At 66.4% G+C, this 20,745-nt stretch carries 15 protein-coding genes; 8 read left to right on the top strand and 7 right to left on the bottom strand.

The window, feature by feature from the left end:
- Positions 1-11: 11 nt before the first annotated feature.
- The 6 genes from F7O44_RS16910 to F7O44_RS16885 form a co-directional block, all read right to left on the bottom strand.
- Complete coding sequence (locus tag F7O44_RS16910) at positions 12-1,154, bottom strand: ABC transporter permease (protein ID WP_162451429.1); 1,143 nt, start codon at positions 1,152-1,154, stop codon at positions 12-14.
- A 10-nt stretch (positions 1,155-1,164) separates the two neighbouring features.
- Positions 1,165-2,106 (bottom strand): ABC transporter permease subunit, encoded by a 942-nt coding sequence (locus tag F7O44_RS16905; protein ID WP_162451428.1) that lies wholly within the window; start codon positions 2,104-2,106, stop codon positions 1,165-1,167.
- A 109-nt stretch (positions 2,107-2,215) separates the two neighbouring features.
- A complete protein-coding gene (locus F7O44_RS16900; protein WP_162451427.1) occupies positions 2,216-4,180 on the bottom strand; it encodes an ABC transporter substrate-binding protein in 1,965 nt (654 codons plus the stop codon).
- Positions 4,181-4,251: 71 nt separating this feature from the next.
- Positions 4,252-5,850, bottom strand: a complete 1,599-nt coding sequence (locus tag F7O44_RS16895) for an FAD-dependent oxidoreductase (RefSeq protein WP_174255941.1) — start codon at positions 5,848-5,850, stop codon at positions 4,252-4,254.
- Positions 5,847-6,902 carry a substrate-binding domain-containing protein gene (locus F7O44_RS16890; protein WP_162451426.1) on the bottom strand — a complete coding sequence of 352 codons (1,056 nt, stop codon included), beginning with the start codon at positions 6,900-6,902 and terminating at the stop codon, positions 5,847-5,849. Before F7O44_RS16890 ends, F7O44_RS16895 begins: the two co-directional genes overlap by 4 nt.
- Before the next feature lie 381 nt (positions 6,903-7,283).
- Complete coding sequence (locus F7O44_RS16885) at positions 7,284-7,556, bottom strand: DUF3039 domain-containing protein (protein WP_162451425.1); 273 nt, start codon at positions 7,554-7,556, stop codon at positions 7,284-7,286.
- Positions 7,557-7,723: 167 nt separating this feature from the next.
- On the opposite strand from F7O44_RS16885, the gene F7O44_RS16880 reads away from it, so the two are divergent.
- Together F7O44_RS16880 and F7O44_RS16875 are read left to right on the top strand one after the other, a co-directional pair.
- Positions 7,724-9,133 carry an MFS transporter gene (locus F7O44_RS16880; RefSeq protein ID WP_222851437.1) on the top strand — a complete coding sequence of 470 codons (1,410 nt, stop codon included), beginning with the start codon at positions 7,724-7,726 and terminating at the stop codon, positions 9,131-9,133.
- A gap of 281 nt (positions 9,134-9,414) precedes the next feature.
- The gene (locus F7O44_RS16875) at positions 9,415-11,214 is read left to right on the top strand and encodes a DEAD/DEAH box helicase family protein (protein WP_162451424.1); all 1,800 of its coding nucleotides are present in this window, start codon (positions 9,415-9,417) and stop codon (positions 11,212-11,214) included.
- A 19-nt stretch (positions 11,215-11,233) separates the two neighbouring features.
- On the opposite strand, the gene F7O44_RS16870 is transcribed toward F7O44_RS16875, so the two are convergent.
- The gene (locus F7O44_RS16870) at positions 11,234-12,256 is read right to left on the bottom strand and encodes a substrate-binding domain-containing protein (RefSeq protein WP_162451423.1); all 1,023 of its coding nucleotides are present in this window, start codon (positions 12,254-12,256) and stop codon (positions 11,234-11,236) included.
- 260 nt (positions 12,257-12,516) lie between these two features.
- Here F7O44_RS16870 and arfA point away from each other — a divergent pair, with 260 nt between their 5' ends.
- The 6 genes from arfA to F7O44_RS16840 all read left to right on the top strand — a co-directional run bounded on the left by arfA (position 12,517) and on the right by F7O44_RS16840 (position 20,737).
- Positions 12,517-14,037: an arabinosylfuranosidase ArfA gene (gene arfA, locus F7O44_RS31945; RefSeq protein ID WP_343073887.1), complete on the top strand. Its 1,521-nt coding sequence runs from the start codon at positions 12,517-12,519 to the stop codon at positions 14,035-14,037.
- Positions 14,038-14,072: 35 nt separating this feature from the next.
- Positions 14,073-15,425, top strand: coding sequence for an ABC transporter substrate-binding protein (locus F7O44_RS16860; protein WP_222851436.1), 1,353 nt, complete (start codon positions 14,073-14,075; stop codon positions 15,423-15,425).
- Positions 15,426-15,534: 109 nt separating this feature from the next.
- Positions 15,535-16,413 (top strand): carbohydrate ABC transporter permease, encoded by an 879-nt coding sequence (locus F7O44_RS16855; protein WP_162451421.1) that lies wholly within the window; start codon positions 15,535-15,537, stop codon positions 16,411-16,413.
- A complete protein-coding gene (locus F7O44_RS16850; protein ID WP_162451420.1) occupies positions 16,413-17,309 on the top strand; it encodes a carbohydrate ABC transporter permease in 897 nt (298 codons plus the stop codon). Before F7O44_RS16855 ends, F7O44_RS16850 begins: the two co-directional genes overlap by 1 nt.
- A gap of 6 nt (positions 17,310-17,315) precedes the next feature.
- Complete coding sequence (locus F7O44_RS16845) at positions 17,316-19,679, top strand: glycoside hydrolase family 43 protein (RefSeq protein ID WP_222851435.1); 2,364 nt, start codon at positions 17,316-17,318, stop codon at positions 19,677-19,679.
- The gene (locus F7O44_RS16840) at positions 19,676-20,737 is read left to right on the top strand and encodes a glycoside hydrolase family 43 protein (RefSeq protein WP_222851434.1); all 1,062 of its coding nucleotides are present in this window, start codon (positions 19,676-19,678) and stop codon (positions 20,735-20,737) included. Before F7O44_RS16845 ends, F7O44_RS16840 begins: the two co-directional genes overlap by 4 nt.
- Positions 20,738-20,745: the final 8 nt, after the last annotated feature.

Raw genomic sequence — 20,745 nt, 5'->3', positions numbered from 1 at the left:
AGGCGTCGTCCCTACCTCTTGTACGGGTCGGCCGCGTCGCGGAGACCGTCGCCCACGAAGTTCAAGGCGAGCACGGAAATGATCACAGCGACGCCGGGGAGCATCAGCCACGGCGCGGTGGCGAGAACCCTGACGTTCTGCGCGTCCTGCAGCAGCACGCCCCAGCTGACCACCGGCGGTTGCAGGCCGAGGCCGAGGAAGCTGAGTGCGGTCTCGGCCAGGATCATCGCCGGGATCGACAGCGTGATCACCGCGATCATGTGGCTGGTGAACGACGGAAGCATGTGCCGGAAGATCACCCGCGGCCGGCCGCACCCGTCGAGATGAGCGGAGGTGACGAATTCCTCCTGGCGCAACGACAGGAAACGTCCACGCACCACCCGCGCCATATCCGTCCAGCCGATGATGGCCAGGATCACCGTGATGGCGAAATATCGCTGCATCGGGCCCCAGTCCCGCGGGAGCGCCGCCGACAAGCCCATCCACAGCGGGATACCGGGGATGGACATGAAGAACTCCACGATGCGCTGGATGATCGTGTCCGTCTTGCCGCCGAAATACCCGGACACCCCGCCGAGGATCACCCCGAGCACCAGCGCCATGGCGACACCCACCAGGCCGATCGTCATCGAGATGCGGGTGCCGTGGATCATTCGGGAGAGCAGGTCGTATCCGTTGCGGTTCGCCCCCAGTAGATACATCGGCTGGCCTGGTTCTTTGGGCCCGATCAGGTGCCGGTCCCACGGGATCAACCCGAACAGCTCGTACTCCTCGCCTTTGACGAACAACCCGACCGGGATCCTCTGGGTCTCGTCGACCTCGAAGGCCGGCTCGAAGGTTTCCGGATCGACGGTCGAGGTGTAGCCGTTGACGTAGAGGCCCTCACCCCAGTCGATGTGCAGCTGCTGCGGAGGAGCGTAGGTGTATTCGGAGTCGAACGTGCTCGCGCTCACCGGCGCCAGGAACTCCGCGAACACGGCGATCAGGTAGATGCCGATCATGATGAACAGGCCGACCATGGCCAGCTTGTGATGCCGGAACTTCCACCACACCAGCCGCCACTGGGTGGCGTTGCGCTGGCCGGCGTCGTCGGTCTGGTCGGGAGTCACCGGCGGTGCCGCGGCGGTGTCGGCGTCGGGAAGCACGTGTGCCATGGGTCGCCTCCTACCGGTAACCCAGCCGGACTCGCGGATCGAGCCAGGCGAGAAGGATGTCGGACAGCAGAGTGCCGATCACGGTCAGCACGCTGATGATCAAGATGATCGAGCCGGCCAGATACATGTCCTGGCTGCGCAGCGCCCCAAAGAGCAACGGACCGGTGGTGGGCAGGTTGAGCACCTGGGCGACGATCACCTCACCGCCCACCAACCCCGGCAGCACCCAGCCCACCGTCGAGACGAACGGGTTCAACGCCATCCGGACCGGATACTTGACCACCAGCATGTTCTCTGACACGCCACGGGCCCGCGCGGCCACGACGTACGGCTTCTTCAGCTCGTCGAGCAGGTTGGCGCGCAGGATCCGGATCATCCCGGCCGTCCCGCTGGTGCCGAGCACCACGACGGCGATGCCGAGGGTCAGCGGCGAGATGCCGCTGGTGCTCAACCCGAACACGCTGTACGCGATGTACATCATGGCCAGCGCCAGCATGAAGTTCGGGATCGCCAGGCCCAGGAAGCCGATGGTGGTGGCCAGGTAGTCACCGAACGAGTACTGGCGAACGGCCGAGTACAGACCGATCGGGAAGGCGACCACCCAGGTGAAGACCAGGGCGAATATGGTCAGTGCCATTGACCACGGCAGCCGGTCGGCCACCAGGCTAGCCACGCTGCGCCCGTACTCGAATGACTCCCCGAAGTCACCGTGGAAGAGGATGCCGGTGATCCACTTCGTGTACTGGGCGTGGATCGGCTCGCCCAGGCCGTACCGTTGCCGTAGCCCTTCCAACATCGCTGGGTCCACCTGCTCGCCCTGCGCCTCCAGCCGGGTGACGAAGGTGGTGAGAAAATCTCCCGGTGGGAGCTGGATGATGGCGAACGCCACGATCGAGATGGCGAACAGCGTGGGCACCATGTACACGAACCGACGACCGACATACTTCAGCACACCGCACCTCCTCGTACGTCGCGGGCCAACTGTTTTCGGGTAGGCGAAGGCGAGCCCTCGCGCGGGTCAGTGATGTCGGGAGTCTGCGGACCACGAAGCCCGCACAGGATCAGGAGATGTAGTACTGCTCAGGGTTGGTGACGCCCGGGTACGGGAACTTCGCGGCGAAAAACGTCGCTTCGACCATGTTGTGGAAGTTGTTCTTCACCACGCCGTACGGAGGCACCGGGGTGCTGATGCCGATGAGGAAGAACTGCTCCTTGGCTATGGCCAGCACCTGCGCCATCAGTTCGTTGCGGCGGCCGGGATCCGGTTCAGTGCGGATTTCTTCATACAGGCGGTATTGCTCCTTCACCGGTTCCGGAGGTTCGAGGCTGCCCTCGGCTTCTCCGTCCGAGTCGAGCCAGTTGGCCCACAACGGGGCGAAGACGTTGTCGATGCCCCATTGCGGCAGGTAGAACGTTGGAGAGCCCACCGGGTCGAGCGCGCCGTCGCCGTCCCACACATGGGCCTCGTGCTCGTTGGCCTGGATGATCTCGTAGCGCAACTCGTTGGCCTCGGTCTGCATCCGCATGTCGATGCCTACCTCACGCCAGTAGCGGCGGATGAGCTCTAGGGAGTCGACCATCTCCGGCTTGCCGGCGTCCGTGGCCACGAGGATCCGGAACGAGATCGGCTCGCCGTCGGGCCCGAGACGCAGCCCGTCCGAGTTCCGCTCGGCGTATCCGGCGGCGTCGAGGTGCTCGTTGGCCAGGTCGACGTCGTACTCGGTGTACTGCTTGCCCATCTCCTCGTCGTACAGTTCACTCTCCGGAAGCGGCGCTGGCTGCCACGGTTCACCCTGACGGGCGTACACCGCCTCGATGATCTCTTCACGGTTGATCGCGTGCGAGAGCCCGATCCGGAAGTCGCGATTCTGGAAGATCTCCCGCTGCACCTCGTCCTGGCAGTTCTGGTTCAGCAAGATCGTCATCGTGTTGATCTTGTCGGGTACCAAGTCGAAGAATTCGTAGCCGCCGGACTCACGGTCGCGGGCGAGAACCGGCTTGTTCGTCGTGGTCGTCACCACCCGGTCGATCATGTCGATCTCACCCTGAAGTGTGCTCAGCAGAAGCACCTCAGCGTCCTGGTAGATGCCGAACCGGATGCCGTCCAGATACGGCAGCTGGTTGCCTTCCGGGTCGATCTTCCAGTAGTAGGGGTTCCGCTCGAATCTCATCTGGGTGGCGTCGGAGACGGGATCGATCGGCACCCAGGCGTGCAGCCGCGGCAACTCGATGTCATGCCAGAGGGCACCACCCCAGAGCGCCGTTTGAACCAGCTCGATCCACCCGGAGAAATCCGCGGCCGTGGCGTTGTCGTCGGCGTGCTCGTCGTAGTCGGCGTGGAACTGCTCCAGATAGTGTTTCGGCAGCCGGGTGAGCATGTTGCTCGGCTCGCTGGCGATCTGATCGAGGAACAGCCCGTGCGGTGCGGCGAAGCTGAACGTGAACGTCACGTCGTCCACCTTCTCGATCGTGCCCATCTCCCCGCCCGCGCTGAAGACACCGTACGGATGCGGATTGATGTCCGGATGGGTCAGCACGTCGTCGTAGGCGAAGACGATGTCTTCCGCGGTGAACGGCTCGCCGTCGGACCACCTCATCCCTTCTCGGAGCCGGAATGTGTAGAGCGTGGCGTCGTCGTTGACATCGACCGACTCAGCCACGTTCGGTATCGGCTCGGTCCACTCGAGATTCCAGCGCACCAGATTCTCGTATGCCAAGCTGTAGTTCAGACGGCCACCGTCCGTTCCGACCATCCCGTTGCGCCAGGTGCCGCCGTAGGTTCCGATCTGCTCAATGGGCTGCACCACCATCGGATTCGCGGGCAGCCGCTCGGCCAGCGGTGGAAGTTCGCCATTCTCGACCATCGCCTGCAACTCGGGCGCCTCGCCGGTGCCGCCCTCGGGCGGCGCGCTCGGGACGGCGTCGTTCGCGTCGTCGGACGAGGAACTGCACGCCGGAACCAAGGCGACCACCGCGAACGCGCCACCGGCTCGCAGAAAGTGTCGTCGATTGATGTGTAGGTCCATCAGGATCTCTCCCTCAGGTGATTCGTGGCCGAAACCTTCGTCGCGCCGCGATCAAAGGCAGCAGGGTGTGGCTAGTAGCCGTGGACGCCGGGCCATGACAGCTCGACGCCGTGATCGGTCAGCACCTTCTGATACGCGCGGCGATGAGCGTCGTCCGCGCGGACGTGATGAGGCGCGACCTTGTGCTGAAGGCAATACGCGGCCAGCAGCGCGGCGGACTCCCCGATGTTCCACTCGACGGGGTGCAGCCGGTAGCAGCCGTTGGTGATGTGCGTCGTTCCGATGTTCTTCGCCGCAGGGAGCAGGTTGCGGGTACGGACGGGAAGCAGTGCGCCCAGAGGGATCTGGAAGGGCAGCGAGCCGACATCGATGTAGTTGTCCCCGCCGGTAGACGGGTGCAGGTCGATCCGGTAGGAGCCGATGCCCACGGAGTCGTCGTAGCGTGCCGCGGTGTCCTTGCCTCTTACGGCTTGCGAGACGTCCTGCTCGACGACCGTGTACTCGGCGACGATGCGGCGCGACTCGCGGATGTAGGGGTACTTCGCCAAGCCGTCCCGGGTACCGAAGACGTCGCCGCGCAGCCGCAAGCCGGGCAAGCCCGTGCCGCCATCGATGCGCGGCATTTCCGTCTGCATCCAGTACAGGAAACTCAGGCTCATCCGCTTGGCACCTTCGAGATGATGGGCCGCGTCGTCGTCATCGACCTCGAATACCGGCCCGGACAGATAGTCGATCATCGGCCAGTTGACGATGACGACATCGCTGGGGAAGGCCCCCGGCTCGAAATTGTCCCGGGCGACGATCCGGCGGAACTCCCAAAGGTCCAGGTCGCCGCCACCGTGCTGCTTCGTGAACTCCGCGTCGTGATGTGGCTCCAGCGTGCGTCGGATCGGCTCGAGGGTGTGCGGCTTCGGCGCCACCAAGCTGAACATGCGATCCGGCCAGTACGGCGGCTGGAAGTCGCGCCAGATCGGGTAGTCGTCCGGTTTGTCGATCGTGTGGTCTTCACCTTCGATGTGATCGATGGCGAAACACCAGGACACCGCCTGCATGTTCAGCGGCTGACGTTCGGCCGGCGCGCTGGGCTCGCCGGTGTCGTGCTCCGATTCGAACCCGGTGACGTACTCGGTGCCGGTCAGCGGGAGCAGCTCACCCGTCTCGGTGGCATCGAGGATGTATGGGGCGACGACGGTCAGGCGCTCACCCGTGTCCTGGTCAGCCAGGGTGACACTGGTGACGACGTCGCCGTCGGTGGTGGCCGCTACCGGCCGCTGCCGAACCCGCAGATCCAGCCGACCCGCGGCCCGGTATGGAGCGAGCATGGACTCGATCACGGCCAGGCCCACGCGCGGTTCGGCGCAGATGCGGCTGACCGCGCCGCCGCCGGGGTTGAGGTAACGCTGTGCTCGGGCCAGGGCGGTCAGCGGGTACGCCCGGCGATAGTAGTCGCGGATGCCCTCGCGGAGGGCTCGATAGCTGGCGGTACAGCCGAACTGCTCGATCCAGGGATGCTCGTCCGGCGGCACCCCCTGAGCGGTCAGCTGACCGCCCACCCAATCGGTTTCTTCGGTGAGCACCACTGTCAATCCGTGCCGGGCCGCGGCGAGCGCGGCGGCCACGCCGCCGAGGCCGCCGCCGATGACGGCAACATCGGCTCTGATCTCTGTCATGCGGTCCTCCCTGGGACGGCGGCCATGGTTGTGTCTGCGGGTGGTGTGCACGGCAGCAACACGTGATCGTCACGCGACGCCTCGGGGTGTTCGAGGATCTCCACCAGCATGCGGACCGCCATCCGGCCCATTTCGTTTCGCGGGATGCCCATAGAACTCCACGGGCGCTCGGGCGACGGGCCGTCCGTGGTACCGCGGAGCACAACCACAGACACGTCGTCGGGAATTGTGAGCCGGCGTTCGCGAGCGAACTCGCCGATCCGCCTCGCATATCCCTCGTCCTCGGCGATGAAAGCTGTCATGCCGCTGGCCAGGGCGTGGTCGAACCACTCCACGGTGAGGTGCTGGGGAGCCATGAGGAGCGGCAGCGCCGGCAGGCCCACGGCTTCGCAGCCGGCGCGGTACCCCTCCTCGCGATCGATCAGGGCCTCCATACGCTGGGCGAGCCCCACGTAGCCGATGCGCTGGTGACCGAGCGCGTTGAGCTGTTCCACGATCTGGCTGGTGGTGCTCTTGTAATCGGCACCCACCCACCGGAACTCCACGCCGGGAACGTCGCGGCGGCCCACGTGGACGAACGGGTAGCCCTCCGCCGCGAGCTTGGCGATGCCGCTGCGGTCCTGGGTGAAACCGAGCAGCACGCTGCCATCGGCGACGTTCAGGCGGTTCATGCCGTCGCGGTAGATCCTGCGCTGACCGTTCGACTCCTCGGTGGATGTGAACAGGACGAGATCGTAGCCATCGGCGACGGCTTGTTCCTCGATGCCGATCAAGAACTCGTGGTAGAAGTCGCGCTGACTGATGGGGAACACCGACTCGAAGGTGTGCACGCCGAGCAGCCGGTTGCGCTTTCCCTTGAGGCTGCGAGCCGCCGGGTTCGCCATGTAACCCAAGTCGCGGACGGCTTCACGGACCCGGCGCACCGTCTCGTCCGGAATCCGGTGGGTTGCGGCTCGGCCGTTGATGACAGCCGAGACAGTCGCCTGCGATACACCAGCACGCCGTGCGACGTCACTCTGTGTCGGTGCTTGCTGGCGGCTCTTGATCGTCACCCTCGACTCCTTGCTGTTTCGTATCAGCAACTTATTAGCATTGTGTTTACGCTTAATTGCTGGTTCGTAGCAGCGACCTTAAAGAGGTGTCGCACACCGAGTCAATAGTTAACGAAGAATTTCTTCGCGGTTGCCAGGCGCGCAGACAACGGCGCCTACCCGGGAGGAGCAGCGCCCCTCTTCGGTGATCGTCAGTACGTTGTGGCTGTTCCTGGCAGCGCAAATTGGTGTGAATCGGTCAGGGGAACAGCCACAACGTACTGACGATCACCATGAGATCTGGCTCTTCGCAGATTCCCGCGAATAAGGTGCGCGAGCATGTTCACGACAAAGGTGCGTGCGGAGCGAGGGCTCCAGGACTTGTCGCTGGAGTCCGGCGCCTCAGGCGTCGTCGCCGCCACCCTTGCCGGGCTTCATCTTCTCCCACTTCTTCTTGCACTCCGGGCAGACCGGGTATTTCTCCGGGTCGCGGCTCGGCACCCAGACCTTGCCGCACAAGGCGATGACCGGGGTGCCATTGATCATCGCTTCGGTCAGCTTCTTCTTGGGTACGTAGTGAGAGAACCGATCGCGATCACCGTCGCCGTCACCACCCGTCGGCTGAGTGAGGCGTTCATCAATGGTCTCGGTGCCCGGGCTCATCTGAGTGCTCACCCCACCCAGTGTACGAACTCGCGCCCCACACGCTCACGCGCACAGCGCGATGGTGCATGGCACGTTGAGTACACGTTGAAAAGGCCCGAAAACGCGGTTGCAGCGTGTACTCAGCGTGCCATGCAATTCGATTGGACCGCAGACATGAGCGTCCCTACTATTGGCTGGTGACATCCAAGCCGGTGGAGACAACAGACGCCGGCATCCTCGGTCCAGCCCATCGGAATCTGACCATCGGCATCGTCGCCACCGTGGTCTTCATCGCCTTCGAGGCCATGGCCGTGGCAACCGCGATGCCCAAGGCCGTACCCGATCTCGACGGCGTCCCTCTCTACGCACTGGCTTTCTCCGGCTTCTTCACCGCCAGCCTCTTCGGCCTGGTTCTCTCCGGCGAGATCTGTGACCGGCGCGGGCCCCGGTTGCCGGTGGTCGCCGGCGCCGTCACGTTCAGTGTGGGGCTTGTGCTGGCCGGCGCGGCGCAGTCGATGTGGCCGTTCATCGCCGGGCGCGCCGCGCAAGGGCTCGGTGGCGGTCTCGTCATCGTTGCGCTGTACGTCACCGTCGGGCGGTCCTACTCGGAGAATCTTCGCCCGCGCATCTTCGCGGCACTGTCCGCGGCGTGGGTCGTTCCGTCGATCGTCGGGCCGCTGGTTGCCGGCATGCTGGCCGACCACGCGTCGTGGCGTTGGGTCTTTCTCGGTCTCGCGCCCTTCGTGATGATCCCGATCATGTTGATCCTTCCGTCGGTACGGGCGATCGACGGGCCGCCGCCGTCCGGACCCGTCACACGACGACGACGGCTGCCGCTGGCCGCCGCGACCGCGCTGGCTATGGCAGTACTGCAATACGCCGGAACCCGTCCCGACCTGCTGGCGCTGATCCTGGCCATCGCCGCCCTCGGGGTACTGGTTCCCACCGTGCCACGCCTCCTGCCACCGGGCGTGCTCCGGCTCCGGCGCGGCCTGCCGACCGTGGTGATCATGCGGGGTGTCCTCGCCGGCGCCTTCTTCGGAGCGGAGGCGTTCCTACCGCTCCTGCTGGTGGCCGAACGTGGGCTTTCCTCTACTCTGGCCGGGCTGTCGCTGACCGGCGGCGCCCTCGGCTGGGCTGCCGGCTCCTGGTATCAAGGCCGCCCGCGGACCACGGTTCCACGCCATGTACTCGTGCAGACCGGCAGCGGCATCGTCTCGGCGGCGATCGCCGCGCTCGGCCTGGTTCTGCTGCCAGCGGTACCGGCGCCGGTCGCGGCCGTGGCATGGGCTCTCGGTGCCGTCGGCATGGGGATGGCGATGTCCAGCCTCAGTGTTCTCCTTTTCCAGCTCTCGCCCGTGGAGGACCACGGTTCGAACTCGGCCGCCCTGCAGATGTGTGACAACCTCGGCACGATCACCTTCGTCGGCCTGGCCGGCACCATCTTCGGTTCGGCTCACGGAGCGGCACCGAGCTCGGGCACATCAGTGCCGGTCTGGGTTTATGCGGTGATCCTCGCCCTCATGGCGGCACTCGCGGCGTTCGGCGCGTGGGCGGCCGGACGGATCCGCAAACCCGACCCCCTGGCGCAGGCCGTCGGTCCTTGAACTGTCACCGTGGACAGCTAAGGTCTTAGGACAGCCTGGTTCGCTTCATTGGCAACGCAGCCGGTGTAGAGGCCGCGCGGATAGGGGCGCCGGATAGCGAGCGGGGTCAGGCGCCTGGATGGCAAGGCGGAGGAAGGAGTCGCACTGGGTTTGTGCGTCGACTGACTTTCAACGCAGCCATCCAGGATGCCTGGGCCCGCGAGCCCGGTGACTCCCTATCCGGGCGCCCTCTTAGCGAATCGGGCATTGTTCTGCCCGGATGTCGACCCAACAGGAGATATGTGAGTACCTCCGCAGCGCAGCATCTGCCTCCGGCTTATCCGGCCAGGGCGCCTTGGGGCACCGCGGGACGCCTGCGCGCCTGGCAGCAATCGGCGCTCGATGACTACATGGAGCGTGAGCCCAAGGATTACCTGGCCGTTGCTACCCCCGGTGCCGGAAAGACCACCTTCGCGCTTCGGGTCGCCGCGGAGCTCCTGGCCAAACGAGCGGTTCATCAACTGACCATCGTCGCCCCCACCGAGCACCTGAAACGGCAATGGGCCGACGCCGCGGACAAGGTCGGCATCACCATCGACCCGGCCTTCTCCGGCCGCAAGGGCCGCACCAGCCGCGATTACACCGGCGTCGCCGTCACCTATGCCGGTGTGGCCGCGCACCCGATGCTGCACCGAGCGCGCTGTGAGAACCGTCGTACGCTCGTCATCCTCGACGAGGTGCACCACTCCGGCGACTCCCTGTCCTGGGGCGAGGCAACCCGCGAGGCCTTCGACCCGGCCGCGTACAGGCTGGCCCTCACCGGTACCCCGTTCCGCTCCGACATCAACCCCATTCCCTTCGTCACCTATGTGCCCGAAGCCGACGGCTCCCAGCGCAGTGCCGCCGACTTCACGTACGGTTACGCCGAAGCCCTGCGCGACGGCGTCGTCCGTCCGGTGCTGTTCATGGCGTACTCAGGCGAGATGCGCTGGCGCACGCGGGCGGGTGACGAGGTCGCGGCCCGCCTCGGTCAGCCGATGACAAAAGACCTCATCGCTCAAGCCTGGCGGACCGCCCTCGACCCGCAGGGCGAGTGGATACCGTCGGTGCTGCGCGCCGCGGACACCCGGCTCACCGAGGTCCGGCGCCATGTGCCGGACGCGGGCGGCCTGGTGATCGCCACCGATCAGGACAAGGCCCGCGCCTACGCCAAGCTGCTCGGCCAGATCTGTGGTGAACGGCCCACCGTCGTGCTCTCCGACGAGCCGCGGGCCTCGAAGAAGATCGCCGAGTTCACCGACAGCAGCGACCGCTGGATGGTCGCGGTGCGAATGGTCTCCGAAGGTGTGGACGTCCCCCGCCTGGCGGTGGGTGTCTACGCCACCGCCACCCAGACGCCGCTGTTCTTCGCCCAGGCCGTCGGACGATTCGTCCGCGCCCGCAAGCGCGGCGAAACCGCGTCCATTTTCCTTCCCACCGTCCCTTCCCTGCTGGGCTTCGCCAATGAGATGGAGGTCTCGCGCGACCACGTCCTCGGCAAACCCACCACACCCGACGACGACCCCATGGCCGCCGAAGAAGCGCTGATGGCCGCTGCACAGCGCGAGGAGACCGGCACCGAGGAGCAGGTTCCGTTCGAAGCGCTCGGCTCGGACGCGGCATTCGATCGCGTCCTGTACGACGGCGGAGAGTTCGGGACTCAGGCCCAGGCCGGTTCTGCCGAAGAAGCCGATTACCTCGGCATTCCGGGACTACTCGAACCAGATCAAGTCACCGCGCTGCTGCGGCGGCGGCAGGCCGATCAGCAGGAAGCCGGCCGGGCCAGGGAAGGCAACGGCGCCGCCACGGCTGACGGCGGTTCACCGGACAGCGCGGGAGGCCCCTCCGACGGCCAGGTGCCCGCCCACGAGCAGATCGCGACGTTGCGGCGCGAACTCAACGGGCTGGTCGGCGCCTGGCATCACCGTACGGGTAAACCACACGGCGTGATCCATACCGAGTTGCGCAAGGCATGCGGCGGCCCGCCGGCAGCCATGGCCACCACCGAGGAGCTCCGCAACCGGATCGACACCATCCGCGAGTGGGCGGCAGCCAGGCACTAGCGCCCGATAGCGAGTGACGTCAGGGCCGGGGCGTGAGGTCGCTTTTCCCGATGGTGCTCTCCCGGGTCTCGATGGTGAACGGCACCTCGACATCTTCGGCGGCGGCATCGGGTTCGGCGACCCGGCGGGCCAGCAACCGGACGGCTTCGTCGGCGAGGAACGGGACGTCCGGCGACACCGTGGTCAGGGACGGCGAGCTGTACCGGCCGTCTTCGATGTCGTCGAACCCGGCGACGGCGACGTCCTCCGGCACCCGGTATCCGCGTTGGTGCAGCGTCCGCACGGCCCCCAGAGCCAAGACATCGTTGAAGCAGAAGACCGCATCGATGGGCTGCCCCCCGTCGAGCAGCTCGGCCATCCCGTGTGCTCCGCCGGCACGGTCGTAGCTCACACCCGAGACGATGATGTCCGGATCGACCTTCAGCCCGGCGGCGTCCAACGCCGCCCGGTATCCGCGAGCCCGCAGCGCACCGGTGCCGGATCCGTGCTCGGCGCCGATAGCCGCGATCCGGGTGCGGCCGCACTCGACGAGATGCTGGGTGATCTCACGCGCGGCCCGGACGTTGTCCACGGCGATGTGGTCGTAGCCGGCCGGGTAGCCGCGTTCACCTAGCAGCACCATCGGGGTGGTGTCCGAGCGTGCGGCGACCTCATCCGCCGGCGTGGCCATTGGGCTGAAGATGATGCCGTCGATCAGATGTGAGGCGAGACCTTCAAGGACGATCTGCTCGCCCTCGTGGTCACCCCCGGTCTCTTCGATCAGCACAACAAGCCCTTCGCGTTTGGCGGCCGATCCGATCTCGGAGGCGAGCGCGGCAAAGTACGGCGACGTGAGTTCCGGCAGCGCGAGGGCCAGGAAGCCGGAACGACCGTGCCGCAGGCTCCGGGCGGACATGTTCGGCCGGTAGCGCAGCTCGGCTATGGCGGCCATGACTTTCTCGCGGGTCCGGGGCGTGACATTGGGATGGTTGTTGATGACGTTGGAGACCGTCTTGAACGACACGCCAGCCCGATCCGCCACGTCTTTCAAGCGGGCGCCCACAGTTCCCCTTCCACCTCGCCGAGCAGCTTCTCGAGTCTATGCCGCCGGTGCGCGACACGTGTGCCACTCACCCGTCCCGATGTCAGGGAGACGCCGGGCACGACGTTCACGTTCGGACACAATCCTGCAACACCCTTTACAACGGAGGAAAAGACGTCCAGGATGTGAGCCACGGTTATCCGTTGTAAAGCGAAGACCTCGGGATGCATGTGCCCAACCACCGACGTCCCGGGCGTTTCAACCGAACGAAAGAGGTACACGTGTACGACGTCCACGTCGGTCTCGACCCAGCCTTCTCCGTGGGAACGGTCGACCCCCGCATCTACGGCAGCTTCGTCGAACACATGGGCAGATGTGTCTACGGCGGGATCTTCGAGCCGGACCACCCCACGGCAGACGAACACGGCTTCCGCAAGGACGTCGCCGAGCTGGTCCGGGAGCTGGGCGTGACCAACGTCCGCTATCCCGGCGGCAACTTCGTGTCCAACTACCGCTGGGAGGACGGAGTCGGACCGGTTCAGGACCGGCCCAAACGTCTGGACCTCGCCTGGCGGTCGATCGAACCGAACACCGTGGGCGTCGACGAATTCGCGCATTGGACCCGCGGGCTGGATCTCGACCCGGTGATGGCGGTGAACCTCGGCACCCGCGGCGTCCGGGCCGCCGTCGACCTGCTCGAATATTGCAATCTCCCGGCCGGCTCCACGAGCCTCGCCGACCGGCGCGCCGCCAACGGGCGCCGCGAGCCACACGGCATCCGCACCTGGTGCCTCGGCAACGAGATGGACGGTCCGTGGCAGATCGGGCACAAGACCGCCGACGAGTACGGCCGGCTGGCGGCGGAGACGGCACGCGCCATGCGACGTACGGACCCGGACATCGAGCTCGTCGTCTGCGGCAGCTCCAACAGCGGCATGCCGACGTTCGGCAGCTGGGAACGGACCGTCCTCGAGCACACGTACGACCTTGTGGACCACATCTCTCTGCACGCCTACTACGAGCCGGTGGCCGGCGACATCGACAGCTTTCTGACCTCATCGGAGAACATGCGCGGGATGATCTCCGCCGTCACCGCGACAGCAGACCACGTCGCCGCGGTGAAACGCAGCAGGAAACGGATCACCGTCTCATTCGACGAGTGGAATGTCTGGTACCAGAGCCGATTCCCGGGCGAAGCCGGCCTCGCCATCCGCCCGGGAGGTCCGCTGATCGAGGACGTGTACGACGTCACCGACGCCGTCGTGGTCGGTGATCTACTGATGGCCCTGCTGGACAACGCCGATCGAGTCGCGATCGCGAACCAGGCCCAGCTGGTCAATGTCATCGCACCGATCCGCACTGAACCCGGCAACTCGGCATGGCGTCAGACGATCTTTCATCCGTTCGCCCTCACCGCCAAGTACGCCCGCGGCACAGTCCTGCAGACCCAGGTCCGCGGACCGCTGCTCGCTACCGGACAGCATGGCGACGTCCCCGCGACCCGGGTCAGCGCCGTGCACGATCCAGCGACGGGCGGGCTGACCCTGCTGGCCACGAACCGGGACCGGCACCGGCCAGCGGCACTCAATGTGTCTCTACGCGCCTTCGCCGGCGAGGGACACCGGCTGGTGGAGCACCTCACGCTCGGCGATTCCGACCCGGGCGCCACGAATTCCGCCGACCGTCCCGACCGGGTGACACCGCGACCAGTCGACGGCACCACGGTCCGCGACGGTCAACTCGAAGCCACGCTGCCTCCCACGTCGTGGCACCTCATCCGCCTGCACCCGGCACAGTCCTGATGCGCAGTCACTCAAAAGCCTGAGAAGGAGCCGCTGTGAACCGTCTCGACATCTTCCCCGCATACTCGTTGTCCCGCCGCCGCTTTCTCACCGCAACCGCAGCTATGGGCGCGGGCGCCTTGCTCAGCGCCTGCGGCGGGGGCTCTTCTCCCTCGAATCCGGGTGCTGACACACCCGCCGAGCCCGCTGCCGACACCTACGACGGACCCAGCGTCGAGCTTGAATTCTGGAATGGTTTCACCGGCGGCGACGGTCCATTCATGAAACAACTGGTGGACCAGTTCAACGCCGAGCACGATGCGGTCACCGTCCGGATGACGGTCATGGAGTGGGCCGACTACTACTCGCGGCTGCCGGCGGCGGTGACCTCGGGCCGCGGTCCCGACGTCGGAATCATGCACGTCGACTCGTTATCCACCAACGCCGCGCGCAACGTGATCATGCCCCTCGACGACGTCGCCACCGCCCTGGAGCTCGACTCCTCCGACTTCGCGGATGCGGTGTGGTCGGCCGGTGAGTACAAGGGACAGCGCTTCGGTATTCCGCTGGACGTGCACCCCTTGGGCTTCTACTACAACAAGACCGTTCTCGAGGAGGCCGGCCTCGATCCAGAGGCGCCGCCCATGGACCGCTCGTCGTACGAGGACGCGCTCGAAGCGCTGAAGTCGGCGGGCATCAGCGGTCACTGGATGTCGCCGCACGCGTTCACCGGCAGCATGACCTTGCAGTCCTTGATCTGGCAGTTCGGCGGGTCGCTGTTCAACGACGACGGCACCGAGGTGCTCTGGGACCAGGATCCCGCTATCGAGGCATTGACCTGGATGGTCGACGCCATAAACGACGGTTACAGCCCCACCGACGTAGGCCAGGACGCCGACGCGATCGCGCTGCAGAACGGCCAGGCGGCCTTCAACTGGAACGGTATCTGGCACATGAACAACCTCAACGAGGTGCCGGACCTCGAATGGGGCGTAGCCCCGTTGCCCAACATCGGTGGCGCCCCCGCCGCCTGGGCGGGCTCACACAACTTCGTGATGACCACGCAGCGGAGTCCGGACGACAACAAGCTGGATGCCGCACGCGTGTTCATCAACTGGGTCAGCCGGCAGTCGCTGGCGTGGGCGGAGGGCGGTCAGGTCCCGGCTCGCACATCGGTGCGCGAATCAGCGGAGTTCGCCGAGCTCACAGATCAAGCAACGTTTGCCGAGCAGGTCGACTACCTGCGTTTCCCACCGGCGGTGCCGGGCATCGGGGACGCCTTCGAAGACTTCGACCAGGCGCTCAACGAGGCGGTGCTGCTGACCAAGGAACCGGCCGACGCGCTGCGTTCCGCTGCCGAACGCGCCGCCAAGAAGCTCGAAGAGAACCGCAACCGGTTCGGGGAGTAGTCCGGCCGTGGCGACCACAATCACGTCGCCGGATCGGAGCACGCGCAGGTCAGACGGCGGTTCGCCAAGACCGATCCGTCGTCATGCCGTTTGGACGCCGTATGCGTTCATGGCTCCGTTCCTGGCGATCTTCATCACGTTCGTGGCTCTGCCGGCGGTGCTCGGTCTCTGGATGAGCCTGCACGACTGGGACTACATGTTCGAGGTGAGGCCGTTCGTCGGGCTGGAGAACTACTTCAACCTGTTCGACTCGGCCTCGGCGGCATACCAGATGTTCTGGAACGGCATGCGGGCGACCGCGATCTTCACCGTGGCGAGTGTGCCGCTCCTGATGGCTGTCCCATTGGCGCTGGCGGTCCTGTTGAACCGGCGCTTCGCCGGACGGACGTTCTTCCGCGCGGTCTTCTTCATGCCGTACGTGCTGGGCGTCGCCGTGGTCGGCCTGCTGTTCCGGTTCGCGCTCGACCCGAACATCGGCATCATCAACGCCGGCATCAGCGCCCTCGGGCTGGAAGGGGTGCTCAACGCGCTGGGCATCAGCACGCCCATCCCGTGGATCACGGCACAGCCGTGGGCGTGGATCAGCCTGGTTCTGATGACCGTGTGGTGGACACTCGGGTTCAACACGATCATCTATCTCGCCGGTCTGCAAGACATCCCCCGCGAGCTCTACGACGCGGCGAAAGTCGACGGCGCGTCCGGGTGGCAGCAATTCCGCCATGTGACGCTGCCCGGCCTGAGGAACGTCATCCTGTTCGTCGTGATCATCACCACCCTGGCGTCGGCCAACATGTTCGGGCAATCGGTCATGGTCACCGGCGGCGGTCCCGGAGACTCCACCCGCACGGCACTCATGGTGATCCTCGGAGAGGGCCTCGAATCCTTCCGGATGGGTTCGGCCGCCGCAATGTCGTACCTCCTTGCGGTGTTCCTCGGCATCGTCTCGATCATCAACGTGCTCCTGGTCCGCGGAAGGAGGCGATCCTGATGTCGCTCACCACCTCGGCGCAGGAGGTAGAGCCGGACCGGACGCCGTCCAACCGGCCGGTCCGCGCCCGGTCCCTCGTGCGCACCGGCTCGTTCTGGGCGCTGCTGCTCGTGCTGACTGTCGTGTTCGTCGGACCCATTCTGTGGATGTTCCTGACCTCATTGAAGACGAATCCGGAAGCGACGTCGGTGCCGCCGACGATCTTGCCGGAACAGCCGACGACGGCGGCTTATGAAGGGCTCCTGCGCCTGGACGGCTCGTATCCCGTGCTGCGCTGGTTCTTCAACAGCCTCCTGGCTGCGACGCTGCACATGCTGCTCGTGCTTTTCGTCGCGTCGACCGCCGCCTATGCGCTGGCGCGGCTGCGGTTCCGCTTCCGGGGCGTGTTCTTCGCCGTCATCGTGTCGACGCTGTTCGTGCCTGGCTTCATCTTCCTGATGCCCAACTATCTGATCATCGACCGGCTGGGCTGGCTGGACACCATCTGGGCGCTAGTGGTTCCGGGCGCCGCCGGCGCGTTCGGCGTGTTCTTCCTCCGGCAGTTCTTCGCCATGCTCCCCGATGAACTGGAGGAGGCGGCGCTGATCGACGGCGCGAACCAATGGCAGATATTCACCCAGGTCGCGCTGCCCAACGCCAAGCCGGCGCTGGCCACGCTGGCGGTGCTGTCCTTCCTGACCAACTGGAACGACTTCATCTGGCCCATCTACGTGCTGTTCAGTCCGGAACGGCTGACCTTGCCCGCGGGGCTGCGGCTGCTCCAGGGGGCGTACACCACTGACTACCCGGTGATGATGGCCGGTGCTTTCGTGGCCAGCGTTCCTGTCCTGATCCTCTTCATCTTCACCCAGCGTTATGTCATCGAGGGCGTCGCTCGTAGCGGCCTGAAGGGATGAACACCCATGTCCATGAGGAGAGCTTTACTCCGGGCCACCGGGAGCATGGCGGCGATCGGCGGGCTCGTCGTGTCCGTCCTGGCAGCTTCGGCCGCGGCACCCGGGACGGGCGGCCTGCCTGAGCGTACCAACCCGGGCGGGCCGGATGCCGAACCCAATGTCACGACGCAGAACCCGATCTCCGCACCGTTCTCCGACACATTCGCCGACCCGTCGATCATGCGTGGCAAAGACGGTTACTGGTACATGTATGCCACGAGCGATCCCCTGCACAGCGGACCCAGCGAGTTCGGCCTCATGCACATGGCTCGCACGCGAGATTTCGCTGACTGGGAATACCTCGGCACCATCTTCGACGAAGACGACCGGCCAGCATGGACGACGTCGGATTCGTACTACTGGGCGCCCGATATCCGCTACGTCAACGGACAGTACTTCCTCTACTACACGGCGACCGAGACCGTTGCCGATCCCGGCCCATGGAACTATTCGATCGGCGTGGCCACGGCGCCCACGCCGGCAGGGCCGTGGACGGACTCCGGCGGCCCGGTGGTCGCGCCCCGGCCGGACGGTGGCGGCGGCTATTTCAACACGATCGATCCGGCCCTGTTCGCCGACGACGACGGCACGCGTTACCTCTACTTCGGTGGGTACCACGGCGGCCTATGGGCGACCGAGCTGGACGAAACCGGCACTCGCGCTGTGGGCGAGCCGGTCCAGGTGGCCCGGCCGGACCGGTACGAGGGCGCCTTCGTCGTCAAGCGCGACGGCTACTACTACCTGACGGCGTCGTCTGCCCACTGCTGCGTCGGGCCGGCCACCGGATACAGCGTGTACGCGGGTCGGTCGGAGAGCCCGTTCGGCCCGTTCCTCGATCACGAGGGCGTCTCCATGACGGACTCCCGGGTGGGAGGCACGCAGGTGCTGGCCCAGAACGGCAATCAGTGGATCGGCGTCGGTCACCACGCCATCGTCACCGACGTATCTGGGCAGGACTACATCGTCTACCACGGTATTGACCGCAACGAGGCGTGGCTGAACGAGCCTGGCGGCATCAACCGGCGGCCCGCCATGATCGACCGGCTGGACTGGATCGACGGGTGGCCGGTCACCCGGGCCGGAGCCGGACCGAGCGACACACCTCAGCCGGCGCCCGTGACCGCGAGCGGTTTGGGCATCGACAGTTCCGACCCGGCGGGCGACGACGCCCTCACCCCGGTCACCGGTGTATGGCGCGCCGGCCAGGACACCACCGGTGACGCCGGCTCCGTCGGTCGTCTCATCCCCGACGGCGGCGACGCCACCGTCGCGACCAAGCGGAACGCACCGAGAGAGACGCGCGTCGAAGCCGACGTCCGGGTTCCCGGGCCGGGCCACGCCGCCGCGTTCACCATCACCCTGGCCGAGGCGGGCCGAAGCGGTGTCACAGTGACGTTGGATCCGAGGGCCGGAGAGCTGCGGCTTGAGGCCCGCGCCGCCCGGGCGACCGTCCACGATGTCGCGGACCTGCCGGAGCGCTACGACCCGTCCGTCTGGACGTCGCTGGCGGTCGAATCCCGTGGCGGGCAGGTAGTCGCCCGGCTCAGCGAAAGCCGCCTGGGCGACGTCGATGCCGAGGTCAGCGTCGATCTACCACCGAGCGCCCAGCAGATTCCACGCCCGGTGCGCCTCACCGCCGCCGGCGGAGAGGTCCAGGTCACCAATCTGACGGTGGTGCCGGCGCACACCCCGGTCACCGAGCCGGTCGCCGAGCCCATCGCCACGGACATCGTGTTCGCCGAGGAGTTCGGCGCCGACCTCGACACCGGATGGGAGTGGGTGCGACCCGACGACTCGGTCGGCACCGCGGACGGCGCCCTACACTGGCCGCTGGACTCGGTAGACATCGTCGGTGAATCGAACGACGGGCCCCTTCTGCTGCGCACGCCGCCGGAGGGGGCATGGATCGCGGAGACCAGGCTGCATCTCGATCTCGGCGTCGACACGATCCGCAACTACCAGCAGGCGGGCATGATCGTCCACATCGACGACGACCATTTCGTACGCTTGGGCAACGTCGCGATCTGGAGCTCGCGTCAGGTGGAATTCGGCAAGGAACTGGCCGACGGCGACCGCCTCGACTGGGGCGCGCACCTGGGCGGGCCGGCCGCGGAGACCATGTGGCTGCGGATCGCTCACACCGTCGATCCGGACACCGGCGACCTGCTCTACCGTTCCACCAGCTCCCGCGACGGTGAGACCTGGCGCTGGGGCGCCACCCTGACGCTGCCAGCCGGCACCGACCCACGCGTCGGCCTCTACGCCGGGGGCGGCGCCGAGCCCGCTACTGTCGCCGCCTTCGAGTACTTCCATATTCACGAGATCAGATGAGAGCGTGCGTTACGGCCCTGTTGACTGCCTCGGCCCTGGTGGTGACCGGGTGTGCGGGCCACTCGGACGACGGCCGCGCCGGCTCCTCCCCCGGCGCGGCCGCTGACCACCACGCCAGTGCTTCACCCACCACACCGACGGAGAACAGCACCATGGGATTCACCAATCCGGTCTACGATCGCGACTTTCCGGATCCGGCCGTCATCCGGGCAGAAGATGCCTGGTTCGCCTACGCCACCAACTCATCGCTCGGCCACCTTCCGGTGCTGCGCTCGGACGATCTCGTCGACTGGGTGGCCGCGGGCGACGCCATGCCGGAGCTGGCTCCCTGGGTGACAGCGGGGCGGACCTGGGCGCCCGAGGTCGCTGTGCATGCGCCGGACCGTTTTGTCGTCTATTACACGGCGCTGGATACGAAGACGCAGCGGCAGTGCGTCGGACGGGCTGTGGCGTCGTCACCGGAAGGACCGTTCGTCGACGAATCAGACCGGCCGATGATCTGCCAGGACGATCTCGGCGGCTCCATCGACGCCAGTCCGTTCACCGACGCCGACGGCCGCCGGTACCTGTTGTGGAAGAACGACGGCAACGCGGTCGGGGTAGACACCTGGATCTACGCGCAGCCGCTGGCCGACGACGGTCTGGAGCTGACCGGCGACCCGGTGCGGCTGATCAAGCAGGACCAGCCGTGGGAAGGCCATCTGGTCGAGGCGCCGTTCATGTGGCTGCGCGAGGGCCGTTACTACCTGTTCTATTCGGCGAACGACTACGGATCGTCCTCCTACGCCGTGGGCTATGCGGTGTGCGACGGTCCACTAGGACCGTGCACCAAGCCCGGCTCCGAGCCAATCCTCGCCACCACCGACGACGCGGCAGGACCGGGGCACTGCATGCTGATTGAGCACGACGGCCGTACCTGGATGGTTCATCACGCCTGGCCACCGGATTCGGTGGGGTCGGCCGTCCCCGGGCGCACCATGTGGCTCACCGAGCTGACCTGGGACGACGACCGTCCCGTTCTGGACGGTCCGCACGCCGACGTCCGGATCGCTCCGTAGTGGACTGC

It is taken from the genome of Phytoactinopolyspora mesophila (assembly GCF_010122465.1).
In the GTDB taxonomy this organism is placed as follows: domain Bacteria; phylum Actinomycetota; class Actinomycetes; order Jiangellales; family Jiangellaceae; genus Phytoactinopolyspora; species Phytoactinopolyspora mesophila.
The sequence above is the reverse complement of the archived record's forward strand: the minus strand, read 5'-3'. Positions and strand labels throughout refer to the sequence as shown.